The organism is Citrobacter sp. CK180 (assembly GCF_030333655.1).
GTDB classification, from domain to species: domain Bacteria; phylum Pseudomonadota; class Gammaproteobacteria; order Enterobacterales; family Enterobacteriaceae; genus Citrobacter_B; species Citrobacter_B koseri.
The window spans coordinates 137,254-154,795 of sequence record NZ_JAOWFM010000053.1; the positions used below are offsets into that span (position 1 = coordinate 137,254).

The 17,542-nt window shown below is 56.4% G+C and carries 18 protein-coding genes; 7 read left to right on the top strand and 11 right to left on the bottom strand.

Annotated features, from left to right (window positions below; genetic code table 11):
• The first annotated feature begins 193 nt into the window (after positions 1 to 193).
• From OGV50_RS16490 to pbp4b, 5 genes are read left to right on the top strand one after another with little or no spacing between them, the layout of a single operon-like run.
• Positions 194 to 1,279 (top strand): porin, encoded by a 1,086-nt coding sequence (locus tag OGV50_RS16490; protein ID WP_012131354.1) that lies wholly within the window; start codon positions 194 to 196, stop codon positions 1,277 to 1,279.
• A gap of 24 nt (positions 1,280 to 1,303) precedes the next feature.
• A complete protein-coding gene (locus OGV50_RS16495) occupies positions 1,304 to 1,894 on the top strand; it encodes a DUF2057 family protein (RefSeq protein WP_012131352.1) in 591 nt (196 codons plus the stop codon).
• Between the two features lie 13 nt (positions 1,895 to 1,907).
• Positions 1,908 to 2,804, top strand: a complete 897-nt coding sequence (gene murQ, locus OGV50_RS16500; protein ID WP_115608984.1) for an N-acetylmuramic acid 6-phosphate etherase — start codon at positions 1,908 to 1,910, stop codon at positions 2,802 to 2,804.
• A gap of 5 nt (positions 2,805 to 2,809) precedes the next feature.
• Positions 2,810 to 4,240, top strand: coding sequence for a PTS N-acetylmuramic acid transporter subunit IIBC (gene murP, locus OGV50_RS16505; protein WP_012131350.1), 1,431 nt, complete (start codon positions 2,810 to 2,812; stop codon positions 4,238 to 4,240).
• A gap of 4 nt (positions 4,241 to 4,244) precedes the next feature.
• Positions 4,245 to 5,549: a penicillin binding protein PBP4B gene (pbp4b, locus tag OGV50_RS16510; RefSeq protein ID WP_047462148.1), complete on the top strand. Its 1,305-nt coding sequence runs from the start codon at positions 4,245 to 4,247 to the stop codon at positions 5,547 to 5,549.
• Positions 5,550 to 5,645: 96 nt separating this feature from the next.
• Here pbp4b and yfeX read toward each other — a convergent pair whose 3' ends face one another.
• The 4 genes from yfeX to OGV50_RS16530 form a co-directional block, all read right to left on the bottom strand.
• A complete protein-coding gene (gene yfeX / locus OGV50_RS16515; RefSeq protein ID WP_200090878.1) occupies positions 5,646 to 6,545 on the bottom strand; it encodes a porphyrinogen peroxidase in 900 nt (299 codons plus the stop codon).
• A gap of 94 nt (positions 6,546 to 6,639) precedes the next feature.
• Positions 6,640 to 7,215 carry an RpoE-regulated lipoprotein gene (locus OGV50_RS16520; RefSeq protein ID WP_200090885.1) on the bottom strand — a complete coding sequence of 192 codons (576 nt, stop codon included), beginning with the start codon at positions 7,213 to 7,215 and terminating at the stop codon, positions 6,640 to 6,642.
• 60 nt (positions 7,216 to 7,275) lie between these two features.
• The gene (locus OGV50_RS16525) at positions 7,276 to 7,725 is read right to left on the bottom strand and encodes a DUF2919 domain-containing protein (RefSeq protein ID WP_114848617.1); all 450 of its coding nucleotides are present in this window, start codon (positions 7,723 to 7,725) and stop codon (positions 7,276 to 7,278) included.
• The gene (locus OGV50_RS16530; protein WP_012131345.1) at positions 7,712 to 8,137 is read right to left on the bottom strand and encodes a GNAT family acetyltransferase; all 426 of its coding nucleotides are present in this window, start codon (positions 8,135 to 8,137) and stop codon (positions 7,712 to 7,714) included. Before OGV50_RS16530 ends, OGV50_RS16525 begins: the two co-directional genes overlap by 14 nt.
• Before the next feature lie 211 nt (positions 8,138 to 8,348).
• Between OGV50_RS16530 and amiA the strand changes: the two genes are divergently transcribed.
• Both amiA and hemF read left to right on the top strand, forming a co-directional pair.
• The gene (gene amiA / locus OGV50_RS16535; protein ID WP_071258031.1) at positions 8,349 to 9,218 is read left to right on the top strand and encodes an N-acetylmuramoyl-L-alanine amidase AmiA; all 870 of its coding nucleotides are present in this window, start codon (positions 8,349 to 8,351) and stop codon (positions 9,216 to 9,218) included.
• Positions 9,219 to 9,220: 2 nt separating this feature from the next.
• Positions 9,221 to 10,120, top strand: coding sequence for an oxygen-dependent coproporphyrinogen oxidase (hemF, locus tag OGV50_RS16540; RefSeq protein WP_101744322.1), 900 nt, complete (start codon positions 9,221 to 9,223; stop codon positions 10,118 to 10,120).
• 118 nt (positions 10,121 to 10,238) lie between these two features.
• Here hemF and eutR read toward each other — a convergent pair whose 3' ends face one another.
• Genes eutR through eutH form a run of 7 tightly spaced genes read right to left on the bottom strand, consistent with a single transcriptional unit; the run spans position 10,239 to position 17,448 of the window.
• Positions 10,239 to 11,291, bottom strand: a complete 1,053-nt coding sequence (eutR, locus tag OGV50_RS16545) for an HTH-type transcriptional regulator EutR (RefSeq protein WP_012131341.1) — start codon at positions 11,289 to 11,291, stop codon at positions 10,239 to 10,241.
• 44 nt (positions 11,292 to 11,335) lie between these two features.
• Positions 11,336 to 11,833 carry an ethanolamine utilization microcompartment protein EutK gene (gene eutK / locus OGV50_RS16550; RefSeq protein WP_012131340.1) on the bottom strand — a complete coding sequence of 166 codons (498 nt, stop codon included), beginning with the start codon at positions 11,831 to 11,833 and terminating at the stop codon, positions 11,336 to 11,338.
• Between the two features lie 11 nt (positions 11,834 to 11,844).
• Complete coding sequence (eutL, locus tag OGV50_RS16555) at positions 11,845 to 12,504, bottom strand: ethanolamine utilization microcompartment protein EutL (protein ID WP_286488638.1); 660 nt, start codon at positions 12,502 to 12,504, stop codon at positions 11,845 to 11,847.
• A gap of 9 nt (positions 12,505 to 12,513) precedes the next feature.
• Entirely contained in the window at positions 12,514 to 13,428 is a 915-nt protein-coding gene (eutC, locus tag OGV50_RS16560; RefSeq protein ID WP_286488639.1) for an ethanolamine ammonia-lyase subunit EutC, read from the bottom strand.
• 20 nt (positions 13,429 to 13,448) lie between these two features.
• A complete protein-coding gene (gene eutB / locus OGV50_RS16565; protein WP_012131337.1) occupies positions 13,449 to 14,810 on the bottom strand; it encodes an ethanolamine ammonia-lyase subunit alpha in 1,362 nt (453 codons plus the stop codon).
• 11 nt (positions 14,811 to 14,821) lie between these two features.
• Positions 14,822 to 16,225: an ethanolamine ammonia-lyase reactivating factor EutA gene (gene eutA / locus OGV50_RS16570; RefSeq protein ID WP_286488640.1), complete on the bottom strand. Its 1,404-nt coding sequence runs from the start codon at positions 16,223 to 16,225 to the stop codon at positions 14,822 to 14,824.
• A complete protein-coding gene (gene eutH, locus OGV50_RS16575; protein WP_286488641.1) occupies positions 16,222 to 17,448 on the bottom strand; it encodes an ethanolamine utilization protein EutH in 1,227 nt (408 codons plus the stop codon). Before eutH ends, eutA begins: the two co-directional genes overlap by 4 nt.
• Positions 17,449 to 17,542 lie beyond the last annotated feature (94 nt).

Consider the following 17,542-nt stretch of genomic DNA (forward strand, 5'->3'; position numbering starts at 1 on the left):
CGCTCCCGTCATCATGGAATCATTAATTCCAACGCACTGTTCGCAGGATAACACAACGCGGGTGAGAATTTGATAGCCCTCACAATATTTGTATTACGATTCAATGATTCTATTGTAAATATTTTTATGGAATATATGATTCCTTGCGTCTTTCATAGCAACAAAAAACTACACACAGAAAAGGATAATCATAATGAAACGTACTCTGAAGTCCCTGGCAATCTTTACTCTCCTCGCAACCAGCGCCAGCCATGCCGCCGTGATCTACCAGGCCAATGACGGATCGAATATCGATCTCTACGGGCGTCTCGGATTCAATATCTCTGACAAGAAATCAGGCGACACCTCGGGCGATTTTGACGCGCGTATCGGTTTCTCCGCCCGCCAGGCGATTAATGACAAGCTGGCCGTTATTGGTTTTACGCAGTATCAGGTAAATGCCGCAGAGTACGCGAACAACATCAGCGCGGAAAACCCGAATGACTTCACCGCGCGTTACGTCTGGGCAGGGATCGATTTTGCCGAATACGGCAAGCTGACCGGCGGGCGCGTGTCATCCGGCCTGATCATGTTCACGGATATCGGCGATGTGTTCGCCAGCTCCGATGTCGCAATGGCTCGCCAGGCAAACTTTGTTGACCCGACGGCGGTACAGGTTTTCCGTCAGGACGGCACCATTCAGTACCAGAACACATTCGGCAATTTTGATTTCTCTACCGCCTATATTCTGGGCAACAACACCTCCGATCTGGATTACGGTTATAATGCCGCCCTTCGCTATACGCTCGATATGGGCGATTTTGGCCGCCTCCAGCCGGTGATTGCCGGTCAGACAGAGAAAGCGAGCCATGACGATACATCCACGCTGTCGGATAATAATGTCGATAAGTACACCTTTTATGGCATCGGCACCCGCTACTACCTGGGCGATTTCATGTTCGGCCTGCTCTATGCCCAGGATAAAGTGACCTACCTCGACGGTTCTGCGGACAGCACAGATAAAGATTACGAAGCAACGCTGGTCTGGAACGTCAGCCCGGACTGGGCGTTACGTACCGGCTATCGCCATCTGAAAAATGAGGACGGCGACGGGCTGAAACTTCGCGATACCACCTTTGAAGCGCAGTACAAACTCACCGTTCGCAGTTCCATATTTGCGTCTTACTCCTGGCGTAATGGTGAAGAAGGGAAAAAACGGACGAACGGCAATGATGTCTCCTTTGGCGGCAGCAACCCGGCTGATGACTATTTCCACCTTGGCTTACGTTACGAATTCTGATTCCCCTTTTCCGGGAGAGTAAAAATGAAGAAATATTTTGTGTCCGCCGCAGCACTGTTGTTTTGCAGCCAGGCTTTTGCCGCTCCGCATCTCTTTATTGGCGATAACGTCAGCGTGCTGGCGGCCCGTTCGGCAAAAGTCAGTATTTTTAGTAAAGACGTGGCGCTGCCAGACGGCGCTCAAAAAATGGTAGTGAAGTTCGACAGTCCGGCAAATCCTGAATCGGTGAACAATAACCGGGGCCGCGTGACGTCTAACCCGTATATCATCTCGTTTAACGCTTCCGGCAATGTGGATCTGCAACTGTCTGCGGGAAAACCGCTGGACGAAAAAGAAGCCAGCCAGATGGCGCAAAAACCGGTATTCACCCTGACGGCGGCCGGGAAACCCGTACCGTTTGATATCAAAATTCTCGACCGTGACAGCATCACCGTGTTCACCGACCTGAGCGCCATCGTCAACGATGACAGCACGATGATACCTTCTCCGGCGCGCTCCGCTTCCCCGGCGGCGCCCGCCACTTCGCATGACCAGCTCTCCCAGCTACAGCAACTGTATCTGAAAGCTGACGACACCCAGAAAAAAGCATTCCTGAAATGGGCGCTAAACCTGTAAGGCTGTAAGTAATATGCAACTTGAAAATATGATTACCGAAGGTGTTAACCGCGCCTCTTTTGAGATTGACCGGGCTTCCACCCTCGATATGTGCCGCATCATTAATGATGAAGATAAAACGGTTCCACTCGCCGTGGAGCAGGTTCTGCCCGAGATCGCCGCGGCTATCGACATCATTTATGCGCAGGTCAGCGCTGGCGGGCGGCTGATTTATACCGGCGCCGGAACGTCCGGTCGCCTGGGTATCCTTGACGCCAGCGAATGCCCCCCGACCTATGGCGTGGAATCAGGCCTGGTTATCGGTTTGATCGCCGGTGGCGAGCGCGCGATACAGCATGCGATTGAAGGCGCGGAAGACAACCGCGAGCTTGGGGTCAACGACCTGAAGGCCCTCGCACTCAATGAAAAAGATGTGGTTGTGGGCATTGCGGCCAGCGGTCGCACGCCGTATGTGATTGCCGGTCTGGAATATGCCCGTACGCTCGGCTGCCGGACGGTCGGGATCTCCTGTAATCCAGGGAGCGCCGTAGCAAAGGCGGCGGAGCTTGCCATCACGCCCGTAGTCGGCGCCGAAGTGGTGAGCGGTTCTTCCCGTATGAAGGCGGGCACCGCGCAGAAGCTGATTCTCAACATGCTGTCCACCGGCCTGATGATTAAATCCGGCAAGGTGTTTGGCAACCTGATGGTGGATGTTGTCGCCACGAACGAAAAACTCAACGTGCGTCAGGTAAATATTGTGAAAAATGCGACAGGCTGCACCGGGCAACAGGCTGAAGCCGCGCTGATGGCCTGTGGCCGTCACTGCAAAACCGCTATCGTCATGCTACTGAAAAACCTCAACGCAACAGAAGCCAGTCTGCGTCTTGAGCAACATGGCGGCTTCATTCGCCAGGTACTGGAAGAGGAATAAAGCGAATGGCAAAAGAAATCAGTAATGATCTCCTGAATACGATTATCTCCCGGGTCGGCGGCCCGGGTAACATTGCCACCTGCGGGAACTGCATGACCCGTTTACGCCTGGCGGTACATGACAGCGATCGGGTCGATCCGGCAATTAAAACGCTCGAAGGCGTGAAAGGCGTGGTCCTCTCGAATAACCAGGTGCAGGTCATTTTTGGCCCCGGTAAAGCGCAGCGGGCGGCAGATGCCATGAATGCGCTACTGAGCGACAACAGCGGCACCGTCACGCAGGCGGCAGATATCGCCGCCAAAACCAAAAGCCAGCTAAAAGCGAAACAAACTTCAGGCATTCAGCAATTCCTGTCGAAGTTCGCCACTATTTTTACGCCACTCATTCCCGGTTTTATTGCTGCGGGTCTGCTGCTGGGGATTGCCACGCTGCTGGGTACGGTATTGCACGTTCCGGCCGATGCGCAAGGTATGCTTCCCGACGCCCTGAACTTTATGAAAGTGTTCAGTAAAGGGCTGTTTACTTTTCTGGTCATTCTTATTGGCTATAACGCCGCGCAGGCTTTCGGCGGCACCGGCGTTAACGGGGCGATCATCGCCTCGCTGTTCCTGTTGGGATACAACCCTGCCGCCACCACGGGCTATTTCTCCGGTATTGAGGACTTCTTTGGCCTGCCGATCGACCCGCGCGGCAACATTATCGGCGTACTGATCGCCGCCTGGGCCAGCGCGCGTATTGAGGGCTTTATCCGACGCTTTATGCCCGACGATCTGGACATGCTGCTGACCTCCATGTTAACCCTGCTGGTCACCGCCGCACTGGCCTACCTGATCATCATGCCGCTGGGCGGCTGGCTGTTCGAAGGGATGTCATGGCTCTTTATCCACCTCAACAGCAACCCGCTGGGCTGCGCCGTTCTGGCGGGTCTGTTTCTTGTTTCGGTGGTGTTTGGCGTCCATCAGGGCTTCATTCCCGTCTATCTGGCATTAATGAGTAGCCAGGGATTCAACAGCCTGTTCCCTATTCTTTCTATGGCGGGCGCGGGTCAGGTCGGCGCCGCACTGGCGCTCTACTGGCGAGCAGAAAAACACAGCGTGTTACGCAGCCAGGTTCGCGGGGCGATTATTCCCGGCTTACTCGGTGTTGGCGAACCGCTGATTTACGGCGTTACGCTGCCACGAATGAAACCGTTTATCACCGCCTGCCTCGGCGGCGCTGCCGGGGGGCTTTTCATCGGCTTAGTGGCCTGGTCGGGTCTGCCGATGGGCTTAAACAGCGCCTTTGGCCCATCCGGTCTGGTGGCGCTGCCGTTAATGACGTCCGCGCAAGGTATTCTGCCCGCAATGGCGGTATATGCCGGAGGAATGCTGATTGCGTATCTTGGCGGGTTTATTTTTACCGCTCTCTTTGGCTGCCGTAATGTGAATCTGGACTAATACCATGAAAATGACATTACTTTTTGCTTCCCTGCTGGCGCTCAGTTGCACTGCCAGCGCCGCGCCATTTCCGGTATTGACTGACGCCGCGCCGGAAAAAGCAGGATTTAATATTGAACGGCTTAACGCGCTGGATAACTGGATAGCGCAACAGGTTGATGCCGGTTATCCAAGCGTTAACCTGCTCATTATTAAAGACAGTCATATTGTTTATCGTAAGGCCTGGGGTCAGGCTAAAAAATATGACGGCAGCGTCCTGATGTCTCATCCCGTCAAGGCAACCACTGACACCCTGTACGACCTGGCATCAAATACAAAAATGTATGCCACGAACTTTGCCCTGCAAAAACTGATGTCAGAGGGCAAATTACAGCCGGACGATCTTATCTCGAAATACATTCCCGATTTTGGCGATCGCCCGGGGGATGCGATTAAAGGGAAAAGCACGTTACGCATTGCGGATCTGCTGCATCATTCCGGCGGTTTCCCCGCTGACCCGCAATACCCGAACCAGGCCGTCGCGGGCGAGTTGTATTCGCAGGATAAAGCCACCACGCTGGAGATGATCAAACGCACGCCGCTGGCGTACCGCCCCGGCACGAAACACATCTACAGCGATGTGGATTATATGCTGCTTGGGTTTATCGTGGAGTCCGTGACGGGCCAGCCGCTCGATCGTTATGTTGAAGAGAACCTCTATCGCCCGCTCGGTTTAACGCATACGGTCTTTAACCCGCTACAGAAAGGCTTCCGCCAACAGCAGATCGCCGCGACGGAACTGAACGGCAATACCCGGGATGGCGTGATTCATTTCCCCAATATCCGCACGACCACCCTATGGGGCCAGGTGCATGATGAAAAAGCATTCTACTCGATGGGCGGTGTTTCGGGACATGCAGGACTGTTTTCGAATACCGGCGATATTGCGGTACTGATGCAGACCATGCTGAATGGCGGAGGGTACGGTAACGTGACGCTGTTCAGCCCGGAAACCGTGAAAATGTTCACGCAATCCTCGCCGGAGGATGCCACGTTTGGTCTCGGCTGGCGCGTTAACGGCAATGCGTCCATGACGCCGACATTCGGCACGCTGGCCAGCGCGCAGGCATACGGCCATACCGGATGGACAGGGACGCTGACCGTTATCGACCCGGCCAATCAGATGGCGATTGTGATGCTGAGCAACAAACCGCACTCACCCGTCGCCGACCCGCAAAAGAACCCGAATATGTTTAACAGCGGACTGATGCCGATAGCCACATACGGTTGGGTGGTGGATCAGATATACGCGGCGCTAAAACATGAGTAACCGATAAGGCAGGACTGCCGGGGGCGCTTCGCTTGCCCGGCCTACAAAAAGTCTCTGTAGGCCGGGTAAAACGACGCCGCCATCCGGCAAAAGAAATTACAGCGCCATCAATCTGTCCAGAGACGGTGCGAAGTAATAGCCGCCCGTCACCGGCTTCGTGAAGCGCAACATGGCATCACGCTTCCCGTCGGTATCGCCAAACATGCTCAGCAACTGCTGCTCAATATTGTACAGACGCGCGCAGTAAGCGCAGAAATAGAGGCCGTGGGTGCCGCTGGCCGTACCGTATGGCAGGCTCTGGCGCACAATTTTCAGCCCTTTGCCGTCTTCTTTCAGATCCACGCGGGTCAGGTGAGACGTGACCGGACGGTCATCGCCATCGATCTCTTCGTTGGCTTCTTTAGTACGACCAATCATCATCTCCTGGTCGTGAACGCTCATGCGGTTGAGTTGCGTCAGATTGTGTTCCCAGCGCTGAACGAACACGTAGCTGCCGCCCGCATCCACGCCGTCTTTAATGACCGCCACGTTGCGGCGAACCTCTTCTCCCGCCGGGTTTTCCGTCCCGTCGACAAAGCCGCTGAGATCGCGTTCTTCCACCCAGCGGAAACCGTGGATTTCTTCCTGCACCTCGATGCACTCGCCAAAAGCCGCCATTGCCGCCTGCGCGACAGAGAAGTTCACGTCGTGACGCAGTGAAAGAATGTGGATCAGCACATCGTACTGGGTTGCTGGCGCCAGACCTTTACCGTAAGGGATAAAATCTTTCAGCTCTTCAGCCCCAACGCCGCCGCTCAGGGCGCGCCAAGTGTTGTTGCCAAATGCGACAACCGCGCCCAGATGCGCGTCAGGGAATTTCGCTTCGAAGGTTGCCAGTTTATCGGCAAACGCTTTGCTGGCCGCACGCAGGGCATCGACATCCCCTTTTACATTGGCTTCAATCCAAATCGCCGCGCGGCAGTGTTCTGGCAAAATGCCACTTTGAACCTGAGACATTGTTCCTCCTGAAAAATAAGAATGCCACGGCTGCGTGGCATTGATGGGCGTATTGTACCCGTTTTTTCAGCGAGGCGGTTTGTTCAGACGCAAATTAACGGCGCCAGATGATTTTGCTCACTTTCCAGTTCTTCAGCGTGTCGTCAGGAGGCATTAACCCTTCCGGGCCGTTCCACTCGCCGGAGAACAGATAGCTAATATGTTGACTGTCTTGTGCTTTACACTCGACCGACGCGCTGTCATCGCCCGTCGCTTTCTGGCAGTTACCGAAGGCTTTGCTATAAAGGTCGCTAAACGGCGTACCGATTTCGACGCCTGCCTGCGATGGAATATCGCTGTCCAGCACATCAATACGGCTGATGGTTCCCTGGTCGCCATTGATAACCAGCGCAACCTTGTCCTCTTTCATCGCTTCAAAAAAACGCACCACGTTGCCGTTCTGGGTTTTCATTCCGCTACGCAGGCGATAGTCGCCATCCAGCGCGTCAGTAATCGCTTTTTCATCCAGCGGCGTGGACGCAGTTAATGTCCCAACGCCCTGCTCAGTGACCTCTGTCGACGAGCCAAACCAGTTCCACGGATTCGCAGCAGACCAGTTCACCGACGAGAGGGTTGAACAGCCGCTCAGCACCAGCGGCATTGCGCATAAAATCAAACGCAGCGATTTCATCTCACTTCCTTTCTTTATTAATCAACGTTGTTTGGAGTCCGGTTTCGCCAAAAAGTGCCGTTATTCTTTTACCGGCGCAAAGCAGGCGCGTACACGGCGGTTAGAGAGCAACCAGATAAGCGCGACAATATCGGCCACCACCAGCGCCAGCCCGATGCCGTTTACCGGTTCACCGTACAGCCACAGTACCGGTTGCCAGCAGAGCAGAACGCCCTGCGCCAGAATCAACAAGCCGCGCAGCCCGCGCCACAGCACCGGGAAAGCGTCGCGCCGCCCGCTCAGTAAAAACGCCAGTACCGCCGGGACGCCGGGCAACAACCCCAGCCAGAACGTATCGTGATCGGGATAAAACAGATTCAGCAGCGTATTGCCCTGCTCGCGGGAGGAGCCAGCAATCACAAACAGCACCCAGGTACGCGCCTGAAGCAGCAGCACGCACCAGAACAGAAAAGGCAGGCGCAAGCGCCCATGACCGTCGTAGTCAGCAGGATGAAACTCAGTACTCTTCATCTTCAATCAGACGCTTGCCCAGACTTAACGCGTCCGAATGTTCATAACCCAGGCGCTCGTACATGCCCAGTACAATGTCGTTGTCTTCCCGCACCATGATTTGGATTTTCGGACAGCCGCGAGCAATGAGCTTTTTCTCCAGCCGGTTCAACAGCGCGTTGGCGATGCCACGACCGCGAAACTCCGGGTGTACGCCAAGATAATAGGCAGAACCCCGATGGCCGTCATAGCCGCCCATGACCGTACCGACCACCTCGCCATTCACCTCAGCAACCAGGAACAGGCTGACGTCATGGTTCAGCTTACGTTCGATATCCATTTCAGGATCGTTCCACGGACGCAGCAAATCGCAGCGCTCCCAGAGGGTGATCACCTCTTCGAAATCTTCCTGGCGAAAAACGCGTATCTCCATGGTATTGAGACCCTTTTCAAGGTTAAAACTCCGATTATGGCGCGAACGACTGATTTAGCCAATATCTGACGCGAAACGGCGAAAAAAATGGCATAATGACGGATTGTCACGTATTGAAATGAAAAGTAAAACAATTCTCATCACGAACAGTCGTAACGGATTACGCGATACGATATAACATCTGGAACTCAATTTTCACAACTCAGGCTGTATGAGCACTTTTAAACCCTTAAAAACTCTCACATCGCGCCGCCAGGTGCTGAAAGCCGGGCTGGCGGCTCTGACGCTGTCGGGCATGTCGCACGCCATCGCTAAAGAAGAAGCGCTAAAGACCAGTAATGGTCACAGCAAACCGAAGGCCAAAAAAGCAGGCGCCAGACGCATTGTTGTTCTCGACCCCGGCCACGGCGGTATCGACACCGGCGCAATTGGTCGCAACGGCTCGAAGGAAAAACACGTCGTGCTGGAGATCGCCAAAAACGTGCGCGCGATTTTGCGCAACCAGGGGATTGATGCGCGCCTGACACGCACGGGCGACACCTTTATTCCCCTGTACGATCGCGTGGAAATCGCCCACAAGCACGGCGCGGATCTGTTTATGTCCATCCACGCAGATGGTTTTACCAACCCCAGCGCCGCAGGAGCCTCGGTGTTTGCGCTTTCTAATCGCGGCGCCAGTAGCGCCATGGCGAAATACCTCTCCGACCGTGAAAACCGCGCTGATGAAGTCGCGGGAAAAAAAGCGACCGATAAAGATCATCTGTTGCAGCAGGTATTGTTCGATCTGGTGCAAACCGACACCATCAAAAACAGCCTGACGCTGGGATCGCATATTCTTAAGAAGATCAAGCCAGTGCATCGTCTGCACAGTCGCAATACGGAACAGGCGGCGTTTGTGGTGCTAAAATCACCGTCAATTCCCTCCGTACTGGTAGAAACCTCATTTATCACCAACCCGGAAGAGGAGCGTCTGTTAGGCACCACCGCATTCCGGCAGAAAATCGCCACCGCGATAGCCAATGGCGTGATCAGTTATTTCCACTGGTTTGATAACCAGAAAGCACACTCGAAGAAACGGTAATCATGAAACCCGATGCACAACGCGTAAAACAGTTCCTGCTCAGCCTTCAGGATGATATTTGCCAGCAGTTAGCCGCCGTTGATGGCGCTGATTTTGTTGAAGATAGCTGGCAGCGCGACGCGGGTGGCGGCGGGCGCAGCCGGGTACTGCGTAACGGCGGTGTCTTTGAGCAGGCTGGGGTAAATTTCTCCCATGTTCACGGCGACGCGATGCCCGCCTCCGCGACGGCACACCGCCCGGAGCTGGCTGGGCGCAGTTTTGAAGCGATGGGCGTGTCGCTGGTGGTGCATCCGTTGAACCCGTACATTCCAACCAGCCATGCCAATGTTCGCTTTTTTATTGCGGAGAAGCCCGGCGCGGAGCCAGTCTGGTGGTTTGGCGGCGGTTTCGACCTGACGCCCTATTACGCGTTTGAAGAGGATGCCATTCACTGGCACCGCACGGCGCGGGATCTGTGCCAGCCCTACGGCGAGGACGTCTATCCGCGCTATAAAAAATGGTGCGACGATTACTTTTTCCTGAAGCATCGCGATGAGCAGCGCGGCATTGGCGGGCTTTTCTTCGACGATCTGAACACGCCGGATTTCGACAGCTGCTTTCGCTTTATGCAGGCGGTAGGCAAAGGCTATACCGATGCTTTTCTGCCAATTGTCGAGCGGCGTAAAGCAATGGCCTGGGGCGAGCGCGAGCGTCATTTCCAGCTTTATCGCCGGGGCCGCTATGTGGAGTTTAATCTGGTGTGGGATCGCGGCACGCTGTTTGGCCTGCAAACGGGCGGACGCACCGAGTCCATTTTGATGTCGATGCCGCCGCTGGTGCGCTGGGAGTACGACTGGCAGCCGGAAGAAGGCAGCCCGGAAGCGGCGCTGAGCGAATTTATCAAAGTCCGCGACTGGGTATAATTTACCTGGCCGCGTTTTTGCCTGATGACAGCTAACGCCTTATTCGGCCTACAACTGCAACGGTAGCGCCCGTAGGCCGGATAAGACGCAAAGCGTCGCATCCGGCACAATAATGTCATCACATCCACTGGCGCATACGCTGATGCAGCGTCAGCGACGGTTTTTCGGCAAACAGCTGCTGGTAATCGGTCGCGAACTGCCCCAGATGCCAGAACCCCCACTGCATTGCCGCCTCTTTGACCGTCGAACTTTGCGACCACGGACTGATCAGCTCCCTTCGCACCGCGTTTAATCGAATCCGCTTCAGCCACGCGTTCGGGCCAATCCCCAGAATCGCGTGAAACGCGTTTTGCAACGTGCGGCGGCTGACGTGCAGCTGATTGCACAGATCGAGTACCGTCAGCGGCTCCGACATATTCTCCAGCACGTATTCCCGCGCGCGGGACAGCAATTTTCGATAGCTCTGATGGCTGACGCTTTCTGCCGTTATAATCGGCTGCGCTTCTTCCAGCATCGTCCCCATCGCCAGCAGCAGGTTATCCCCCAGCACTTTACGCACCGCATGCTGATGCAGGTTTTCCGGGTTCTCGCTGAACGTCGCCAGCGCCTGCTGGACAAAGCCCCACAGCGCCGCTTTATGCTGCTCTTTCACCTCCAGCGCAGACTGGTTACGCAGCATATGCAGCACCCTTTCCGGGTGATGCAGGAAATTGGCCTGCCGGGTAAGCACCTCCTCCGAGATAACCACGCCAAGGATGGTGTAATCATCCGGCGTGCTCAGCTCAAACTCCGTCCCGCCAGGACGGGTGGCGATCTCCGCGCTGCCAATGCACTGCGTGCCGATAAAACCTTGCTCGCCGCGCGTTGCCGGAATACCGAACCAGAAGGAGTTCGGCCAGACCAGGCAAGACTGACGCAGCGCCAGACCGGTGTACTCACGGAACACCTGAATTTCATCCAGCAGGATTTCCGTGAATTCCCCATGAAATTTACCGGGATGCAGCTGATCGTAAATCTGCTGCCAGGCGGTTATCGTCAGGGCGTGTTCATAGACGTCCGTTGTCAGCCGCTGGTGAACATTATCCACCTCAACCAGAGGCGTAAGTTTAACGTCTTCGGGTAACGCTTCATGATAAAGATGGTGCAAGTTTGCTGTACGAGTCTTTTTCATGATCTTCAAAGCCGGGGCGCAACGTCCCCGGCACCTCCGACAGGTTATACTTTCTTCAGACGATAGCGACTACTGCGTTTACGCAACGCCCCGTCAGAAAAGAGTTGCTCCAGCGCATTTCTGGCGCGCTCCAGTGACCAGCCAAAATGCGCGGCCACCTCCCCTGCCGTCATTCCCTGACGTACTGATGCTAATAACGCCAACAGCGCTTCTGAGGATTCAGAGGTAACAGGCGCATCTGGCGTCTTTCCGACTTTCGTTGGCTGGCGCTTAAAGCCGCCGATCAGCCACTGGGTGTCGTCTTCCGGCCGCCCAATTTCTTTGCGGCTGATAACACGGCCCGTGCGTTGTGCTGCGGCGCTTCCGGCATCCAGCGCCGCGCGACACGCCGCCAGATCGCCCTCCACCACCAGCGTCAGCCTGCCGGGATCGAGCACTTCGTGGCTGAGCAATCGCACATTGGCGGCTTTCAGCATGGCGTCCGCCGCATCAACGGCGGCAACCATGCCATCCACTTCCAGTAATCCCAGTGCATTGATCATCGCTACCTCTCTTACGCGCGCTGGACGGGATTACGGGCAATATCCAGAACGGCATCGGTAAAGGTGTTGCAGGCGGCTTTACAGGCGGCCTGGCTCCCCGTTAAAAACGCCGCAGAGTAGTTGGTTTCTGACGGCGGCGGCACGTAGGTCACCAGTTGGACATCGGCGGATTTCATCGCCGCATCAATGCCAAACGTCGCTTCCAGCGGCGGCGCCACCAGATAGGCGATAGGATCGCCCAGCGCGATGCCTGAGGTTGATGAGAGATAAGACCCGGTACGCGAAACCACATGCGCCAGGAATGCTGTATCTTCCGCATCGTTGGCCCACTGGAACGCTGCGCCGCCTTCAATATGCGCCACCATCGCATCCAGACCCGCCCGCACTTCCGCCGGGTTCGGGCCGCCCAACATAATCAAGACTTCACCGGCCGTCGGCGACGGCCCGTGGGCCGCTCCGGCATACAGTGAACGGCCATACACCACTTCCACCATCGCCTGTTTTGTCGCTTCGTCTGCCGCAATATACGTTACGTCATCAGAGTCTGCCGTGATGAGACCGAGGCTACGTATATGTGACGGTAATTTAAGCTCACGCGCGAAACCGTCATTCACCGAGGCAATCACGCGCATTGCGGTGACCGACGGTCGAATCAAATCTAATGCTGGCATGTTGCCTCCTTAACGGGTCATATTGATGCCGGATGCTTTCTGCTCCAGCATACGTTTCGCCAAATCCACAATTACCGCTGCGGCTTCAACCGGCGGCGTGCCGCCCTGGTGAATATTCGAAATACAGGTACGATCCGCTTCAACGGTGGTTGCCACCCGTGGTGAGTAAACCGCATAGCAGGAGAGGCTTTCCGACTGACCTAAGCCAGGACGCTCGCCCACCAGCAGAATCACCACTTTCGCGCCGAGAATTTCGCCGATCTGATCTTCAATCTTCACGCGGCCATAGCGTACAAAGAACGGCGTCCCGACTTTTAGCCCCGCCTGTTTCAGGCCAGAGAGCAGCGGCGGCAGGATCTCTTCGTAGTTGGCGGTAATCGCATCCGTCGATAAACCATCGGAAATCACCACCTGGACATCCGGGCTGGCGACACACTGCGCTTTCAGCGCGTCAATGGCCTCCAGGCTCAGACGACGCCCCATATCCGGGCGGGTCAGGTAGAGGTTTTTATCGCTGATTTCCGAACGCACTTCCAGCAGCCCCTGTGCTTTCACCCACTCTTCCGGCACCTCTTTCAGGACGGTATCTTTCGAACGAGAGTGATCCGCCAGGAAGCGCAACAGCGCCAGGGTACGCGGACGTGGGCCAGCGCGACCGGTACACACGCGCGCAGCGGTGCTGCGGCGCAGTTCGGCCAACACATCCGCGCGATGCGGATTCTCCACGCCTACCCAGGCTTTCGCCTCAGCCGAACCTAAATCCAGCGCGCAGCTTTCCGCCGCTGAAGGCGCTGAAGGCGCTGAAGGCGCGGCACATTGTTTAGCGCTACAGGCTGGCGCGGATTCTGCGGGGGCCTGCGGCTGCGACTCGCCCATTGACGCCATTACACTGCGTACAATTTCTTCAATCTGTTTTTGATCCATCGTATGTCATCCCCGCGTCATCAGAAGAACAGTGACGGATCGCCCGCCCGCTTGGTCAGGCGACCGTTTTCCATAATGCCCATCGTTTCCAGCCAGCGCTCAAACTCCGGCGACGGACGCAGGTTGAGTAACTGACGTACCGTTGCGGTATCGTGGAATGCGGTGGTCTGGTAGTTGAGCATGATGTCGTCGCCGAGCGGCATGCCCATAATGTAGTTACAGCCTGCGGTAGCGAGCAGAATCATCAGGTTTTCGTTGAGGTTCTGATCGGCGTCGGCGTGGTTGGTGTAGCAGCAGTCGCAGCCCATTGAGATGCCGCTCAGCTTACCCATAAAGTGATCTTCCAGACCGGCGCGAATAATCTGCCGGTCGTTGTAGAGATACTCCGGCCCGATAAAACCGACCACCGTATTCACCAGGAACGGATCGTAGTGCCGCGCCAGGCCGTAGTTACGCGCTTCCATCGTCACCTGGTCGGCGCCGAAGTTGGCTCCAGCCGAAAGCGCAGACCCCTGCCCGGTTTCAAAGTACAGGCAGTTTTCCCCGGCGATACGGTTAAACTCCGCGCCGACCGCACGCGCTTCATCCAGCATCGCCAGCTCCACGCCGAACTCTTTTAATCCTTTTTCACTGCCGCAAATACTCTGGAAAATCAGCCCGCCCGGCGCGCCGCGACGAATGGCTTCAATCTGAGTGGTGACGTGCGCCAGCACGCAGCCCTGCGTCGGAATATTGAACTTGTCGATCACCCCGTACACGGTATCCAGCACGCGACTTAAGTTTTCCACGTCGTCCGTTACCGGGTTAACGCCAATCACCGCATCGCCCGCCCCGAAAGAGAGCCCTTCATAGATTTGCGCGGCGATACTCTGTACATCGTCACGGGTATCGTTCGGCTGCAAACGGCAGCTAAAGGTGCCCGGAATACCGATGGTGGTATTGGCCTTTTTGATCACCGGCATCTTCTTACCACCGTAGATCAGGTCGGCGTTGGAGCAGATCTTCGCGACCGCCGCCACCACTTCCGAAGTCAGCCCTTTACGCGTAAACGCAATGTCATCGACGGAAGTTTCATCACTCAGCACATATTCGCGCAGCTCACTGATGCTCCAGTTTTTAATGCGGTTATAGGCCGTTTCATTGACGTCGTCCTGAATCAGACGCGTCACGCAGTCCTCTTCATAGGAAATCACCGGGTTGTTGCGAATATCCGCCACCGACATTTCCGACAACACCTGTTTCGCGGCAACGCGCTCCTGTGAGCTTTCAGCCGCAACACCTGCCAGCACATCCCCCGAACGCAGTTCGTTGGCTTTTGCCAGCACCTCTTTTACATCCTTAAACTGATAAACATTGCCGAACAATGTGGTCTTTAGTTTCATAAGTCGTTCCCTCAGGAAGGAAATGCGAGTGATTTCACCGTCACCGGCACAACCGATCCGCCAAAAAGAGGCGTACCAATGTCGATATAGTCCCCCGCCCGGACGCTCACTTCGTCAATGACCGCCAGCGGGTGTTGCTGTAACTGTGGGCGCAATAACATGCCCAGGGCTTTGCCAAAGTCCTGCTCGGCCACCACCAGCAGGGGATGCGGATTGGGAAAACGCGCGGTAAACGCCAGCAGCGCGTCGATGACCGTGAGTAATGCCGCGTAGCGCACCGGAAGCCGGGCGGGAAGCGCCAGCACGTATGCGTCAGTGCCAGGGTCGAGATCGAGCTGAGTCAGCGCCTGTTCCCAGGCGGCCACCAGTTCACTTTCATCTTGTGGAATCGCCACCGGCAGGTTGCGCAGCGGCAGCGCAACCCCCTCCAGCCAGATGGTGCTGCCGGACAGCGACAGCGTGTGCGCCCCCGCGCCAATCACCGTGGCGCGCACGGTTTGCGTCGGGAACTGCACGTTCATCTCACGCAGGCGCGGGTGCTCATGCAGCACCGTCGCCAGCAGCGGGCCGACATCAGAAAAGCAGAACGGATCGGCAGGCTGATTGCGGTAGCACTCCCCGACGCCACCGGAAAGGGTGATCACCTCCGGTTTCACCCCTGCGGGCAGTAATCCGGTTTGCATCAGCGCCTGCGCCAGCGGCGAAGGCTCGCCGTCAATGATTTCGACAATCAAATCCGCCATCCGCCGCACAACCTGCGCCAGCTGTGTGGCATTGAGCGAGCGGGCGTCAGTGCCCGCGCCGAACACCGCCTCAACGATCATCTGCCCCGGTTTATGCGCATGCACCACCCGCCCCTGACCGTCCGTTTCCAGCAATCTGCCGCCCACGTTCAGACAGGCGGAGCCGCTCACTTTTCCGGCGTCAAACAGAACATAGTTCGAGGTGCCGCCGCCGATGTCGATATTGAGCACGCGACACAAGCGCTGTTCAGACAGGGTCTGCGCCCCCGCGCCGTGCCCGGCAATCACCGATTCCAGATGCGGCCCGGCGCTGGCGACGACAAAATCGCCGAGAGACTGCGACAGCGCCATCACTGCCGGACGCGCATTGCGGGTTTTCGCGCTTTCGCCGGTAATGATGATCGCCCCGGAATCCACCGTCTCCGGCGCAATCCCCGCCGCCTGATACTGATCCAGAATCAGCGCCTTAAGTTCGGCCTCTTTCAATCCGCCCTGCTTATCCACAGGGGTAAAAAAGACCGGGCTTTGCCAGCTAATTTCACGTTTGATAAATTCGTAGCGCGGCACCTGCGACACTGCCGCACGGTTAACCAGCTCAAGGCGTGAGAAGATCACCTGAGTGGTGGTGGTGCCGATATCGATACCGACGCTCAGTAGCTGGCGAGTGTTCACGACTGCGCCTCCACTTCCGTTTCTGCCGGAACGTCTTCATCTTTGGGCACCAGCATCATCGCCACGCCAATCGCCGTCACGCCACCGATCAGCTTGCCGACAATCATCGGGAAGATCATCGCGTTCATGTTGGCGGCCGCAAAGCCTAAGTGGTCGCCCAGCGCAAAGGCAGCGGAGACCGCGAAGGCGCAGTTGATCACTTTGCCGCGGGTATCCATCTGTTTCATCATGCCGAACATCGGAATATTGTTCGCCAGCGTCGCGACCATGCCGCCTGCCGCCATATTGTTGATTTTTAACAGGCCGCCAACGCGCATCAGCGGTTTTTCAAACCAGCGGGTCAGCAGAAGCACCATCGGATAGGCGCCGAGCAGAACGCAGGAGATAGAGCCGATCACTTCAATGGCGCGCATCACTTCGCCAGGCTGGTCGCCAGGGGACATGAAGATCGGGTCGAGGCCTGGGATCAGCTCCCATCCCAGCAGGAATTTAATCACCGCAGCCGCCAGACCAATGGTGATCAACGCCACCAGGAATTTAGCGAAGATCTGGAAACCGCTGATCATTTTCTCCGGGATAAATTTCAGCCCCAGCGCAACCAGCACCGCAACGATGATCACCGGGATCATGTTCATCAGGATCAGCGCGAAGGTAAACTCCACCGGTTGCCCGTTGATCTCCACGCCGGAGTACATCGCCACTAAACCACCGGCGATACAGCCAATGGGAATGGTGACAATTCCCGCCAGCACGCCCAGCGCCAGGTAGCGGCGGTCAGACGGCTCGATAATGCCGAGCGCCACCGGAATGGAGAAGACGATCGTCGGCCCCATCATCGCACCCAGGATCAGGCCGGAGTACAGCCATGCCGCCACATCGCCGCCCGCCAGTTCTTTGGCGAGGAAGAAGCCGCCCATATCGCAGCCCAGCAGCGTTCCGGCGAACATCGACGGGTTCGCGCCGAGCATTTCATACAGCGGGATAATCACCGGCCCGAGCAGCTTCGCCAGCACCGGCGCCAGGGCGGTCATACCGACCATCGCCAGCCCCAGCGCGCCCATCGCCATAAAACCTTCTTCAAACTGACCGCCCGACCCCTCGATGCTCTTACCGAATTTACCGAGAAAACGCGCCGAACCGCCAAACTGCGACAGGATCCTGTCCACGGCGGCAATCAGCATAAAGAACATCATGATGTACATGATGATTTCATTAATTCCCATAGCCCTATCTCCATTTGCCAGGTGTTTCATAGGCCTGATAAGCGCAGCGCCATCAGGCAATAGTGCCGCGTTTTTGCCGGATGGCGGCGCGAAC

Coding starts and splice junctions, on each gene's coding strand:
- OGV50_RS16490 (WP_012131354.1), top strand. CDS start 194: ATGAAACGTACTCTGAAGTCCCTGGCAATCTTTACTCTCCTCGCAACC.
- OGV50_RS16495 (WP_012131352.1), top strand. CDS start 1,304: ATGAAGAAATATTTTGTGTCCGCCGCAGCACTGTTGTTTTGCAGCCAG.
- murQ (WP_115608984.1), top strand. CDS start 1,908: ATGCAACTTGAAAATATGATTACCGAAGGTGTTAACCGCGCCTCTTTT.
- murP (WP_012131350.1), top strand. CDS start 2,810: ATGGCAAAAGAAATCAGTAATGATCTCCTGAATACGATTATCTCCCGG.
- pbp4b (WP_047462148.1), top strand. CDS start 4,245: ATGAAAATGACATTACTTTTTGCTTCCCTGCTGGCGCTCAGTTGCACT.
- yfeX (WP_200090878.1), bottom strand. CDS start 6,545: ATGTCTCAGGTTCAAAGTGGCATTTTGCCAGAACACTGCCGCGCGGCG.
- OGV50_RS16520 (WP_200090885.1), bottom strand. CDS start 7,215: ATGAAATCGCTGCGTTTGATTTTATGCGCAATGCCGCTGGTGCTGAGC.
- OGV50_RS16525 (WP_114848617.1), bottom strand. CDS start 7,725: ATGAAGAGTACTGAGTTTCATCCTGCTGACTACGACGGTCATGGGCGC.
- OGV50_RS16530 (WP_012131345.1), bottom strand. CDS start 8,137: ATGGAGATACGCGTTTTTCGCCAGGAAGATTTCGAAGAGGTGATCACC.
- amiA (WP_071258031.1), top strand. CDS start 8,349: ATGAGCACTTTTAAACCCTTAAAAACTCTCACATCGCGCCGCCAGGTG.
- hemF (WP_101744322.1), top strand. CDS start 9,221: ATGAAACCCGATGCACAACGCGTAAAACAGTTCCTGCTCAGCCTTCAG.
- eutR (WP_012131341.1), bottom strand. CDS start 11,291: ATGAAAAAGACTCGTACAGCAAACTTGCACCATCTTTATCATGAAGCG.
- eutK (WP_012131340.1), bottom strand. CDS start 11,833: ATGATCAATGCACTGGGATTACTGGAAGTGGATGGCATGGTTGCCGCC.
- eutL (WP_286488638.1), bottom strand. CDS start 12,504: ATGCCAGCATTAGATTTGATTCGACCGTCGGTCACCGCAATGCGCGTG.
- eutC (WP_286488639.1), bottom strand. CDS start 13,428: ATGGATCAAAAACAGATTGAAGAAATTGTACGCAGTGTAATGGCGTCA.
- eutB (WP_012131337.1), bottom strand. CDS start 14,810: ATGAAACTAAAGACCACATTGTTCGGCAATGTTTATCAGTTTAAGGAT.
- eutH (WP_286488641.1), bottom strand. CDS start 17,448: ATGGGAATTAATGAAATCATCATGTACATCATGATGTTCTTTATGCTG.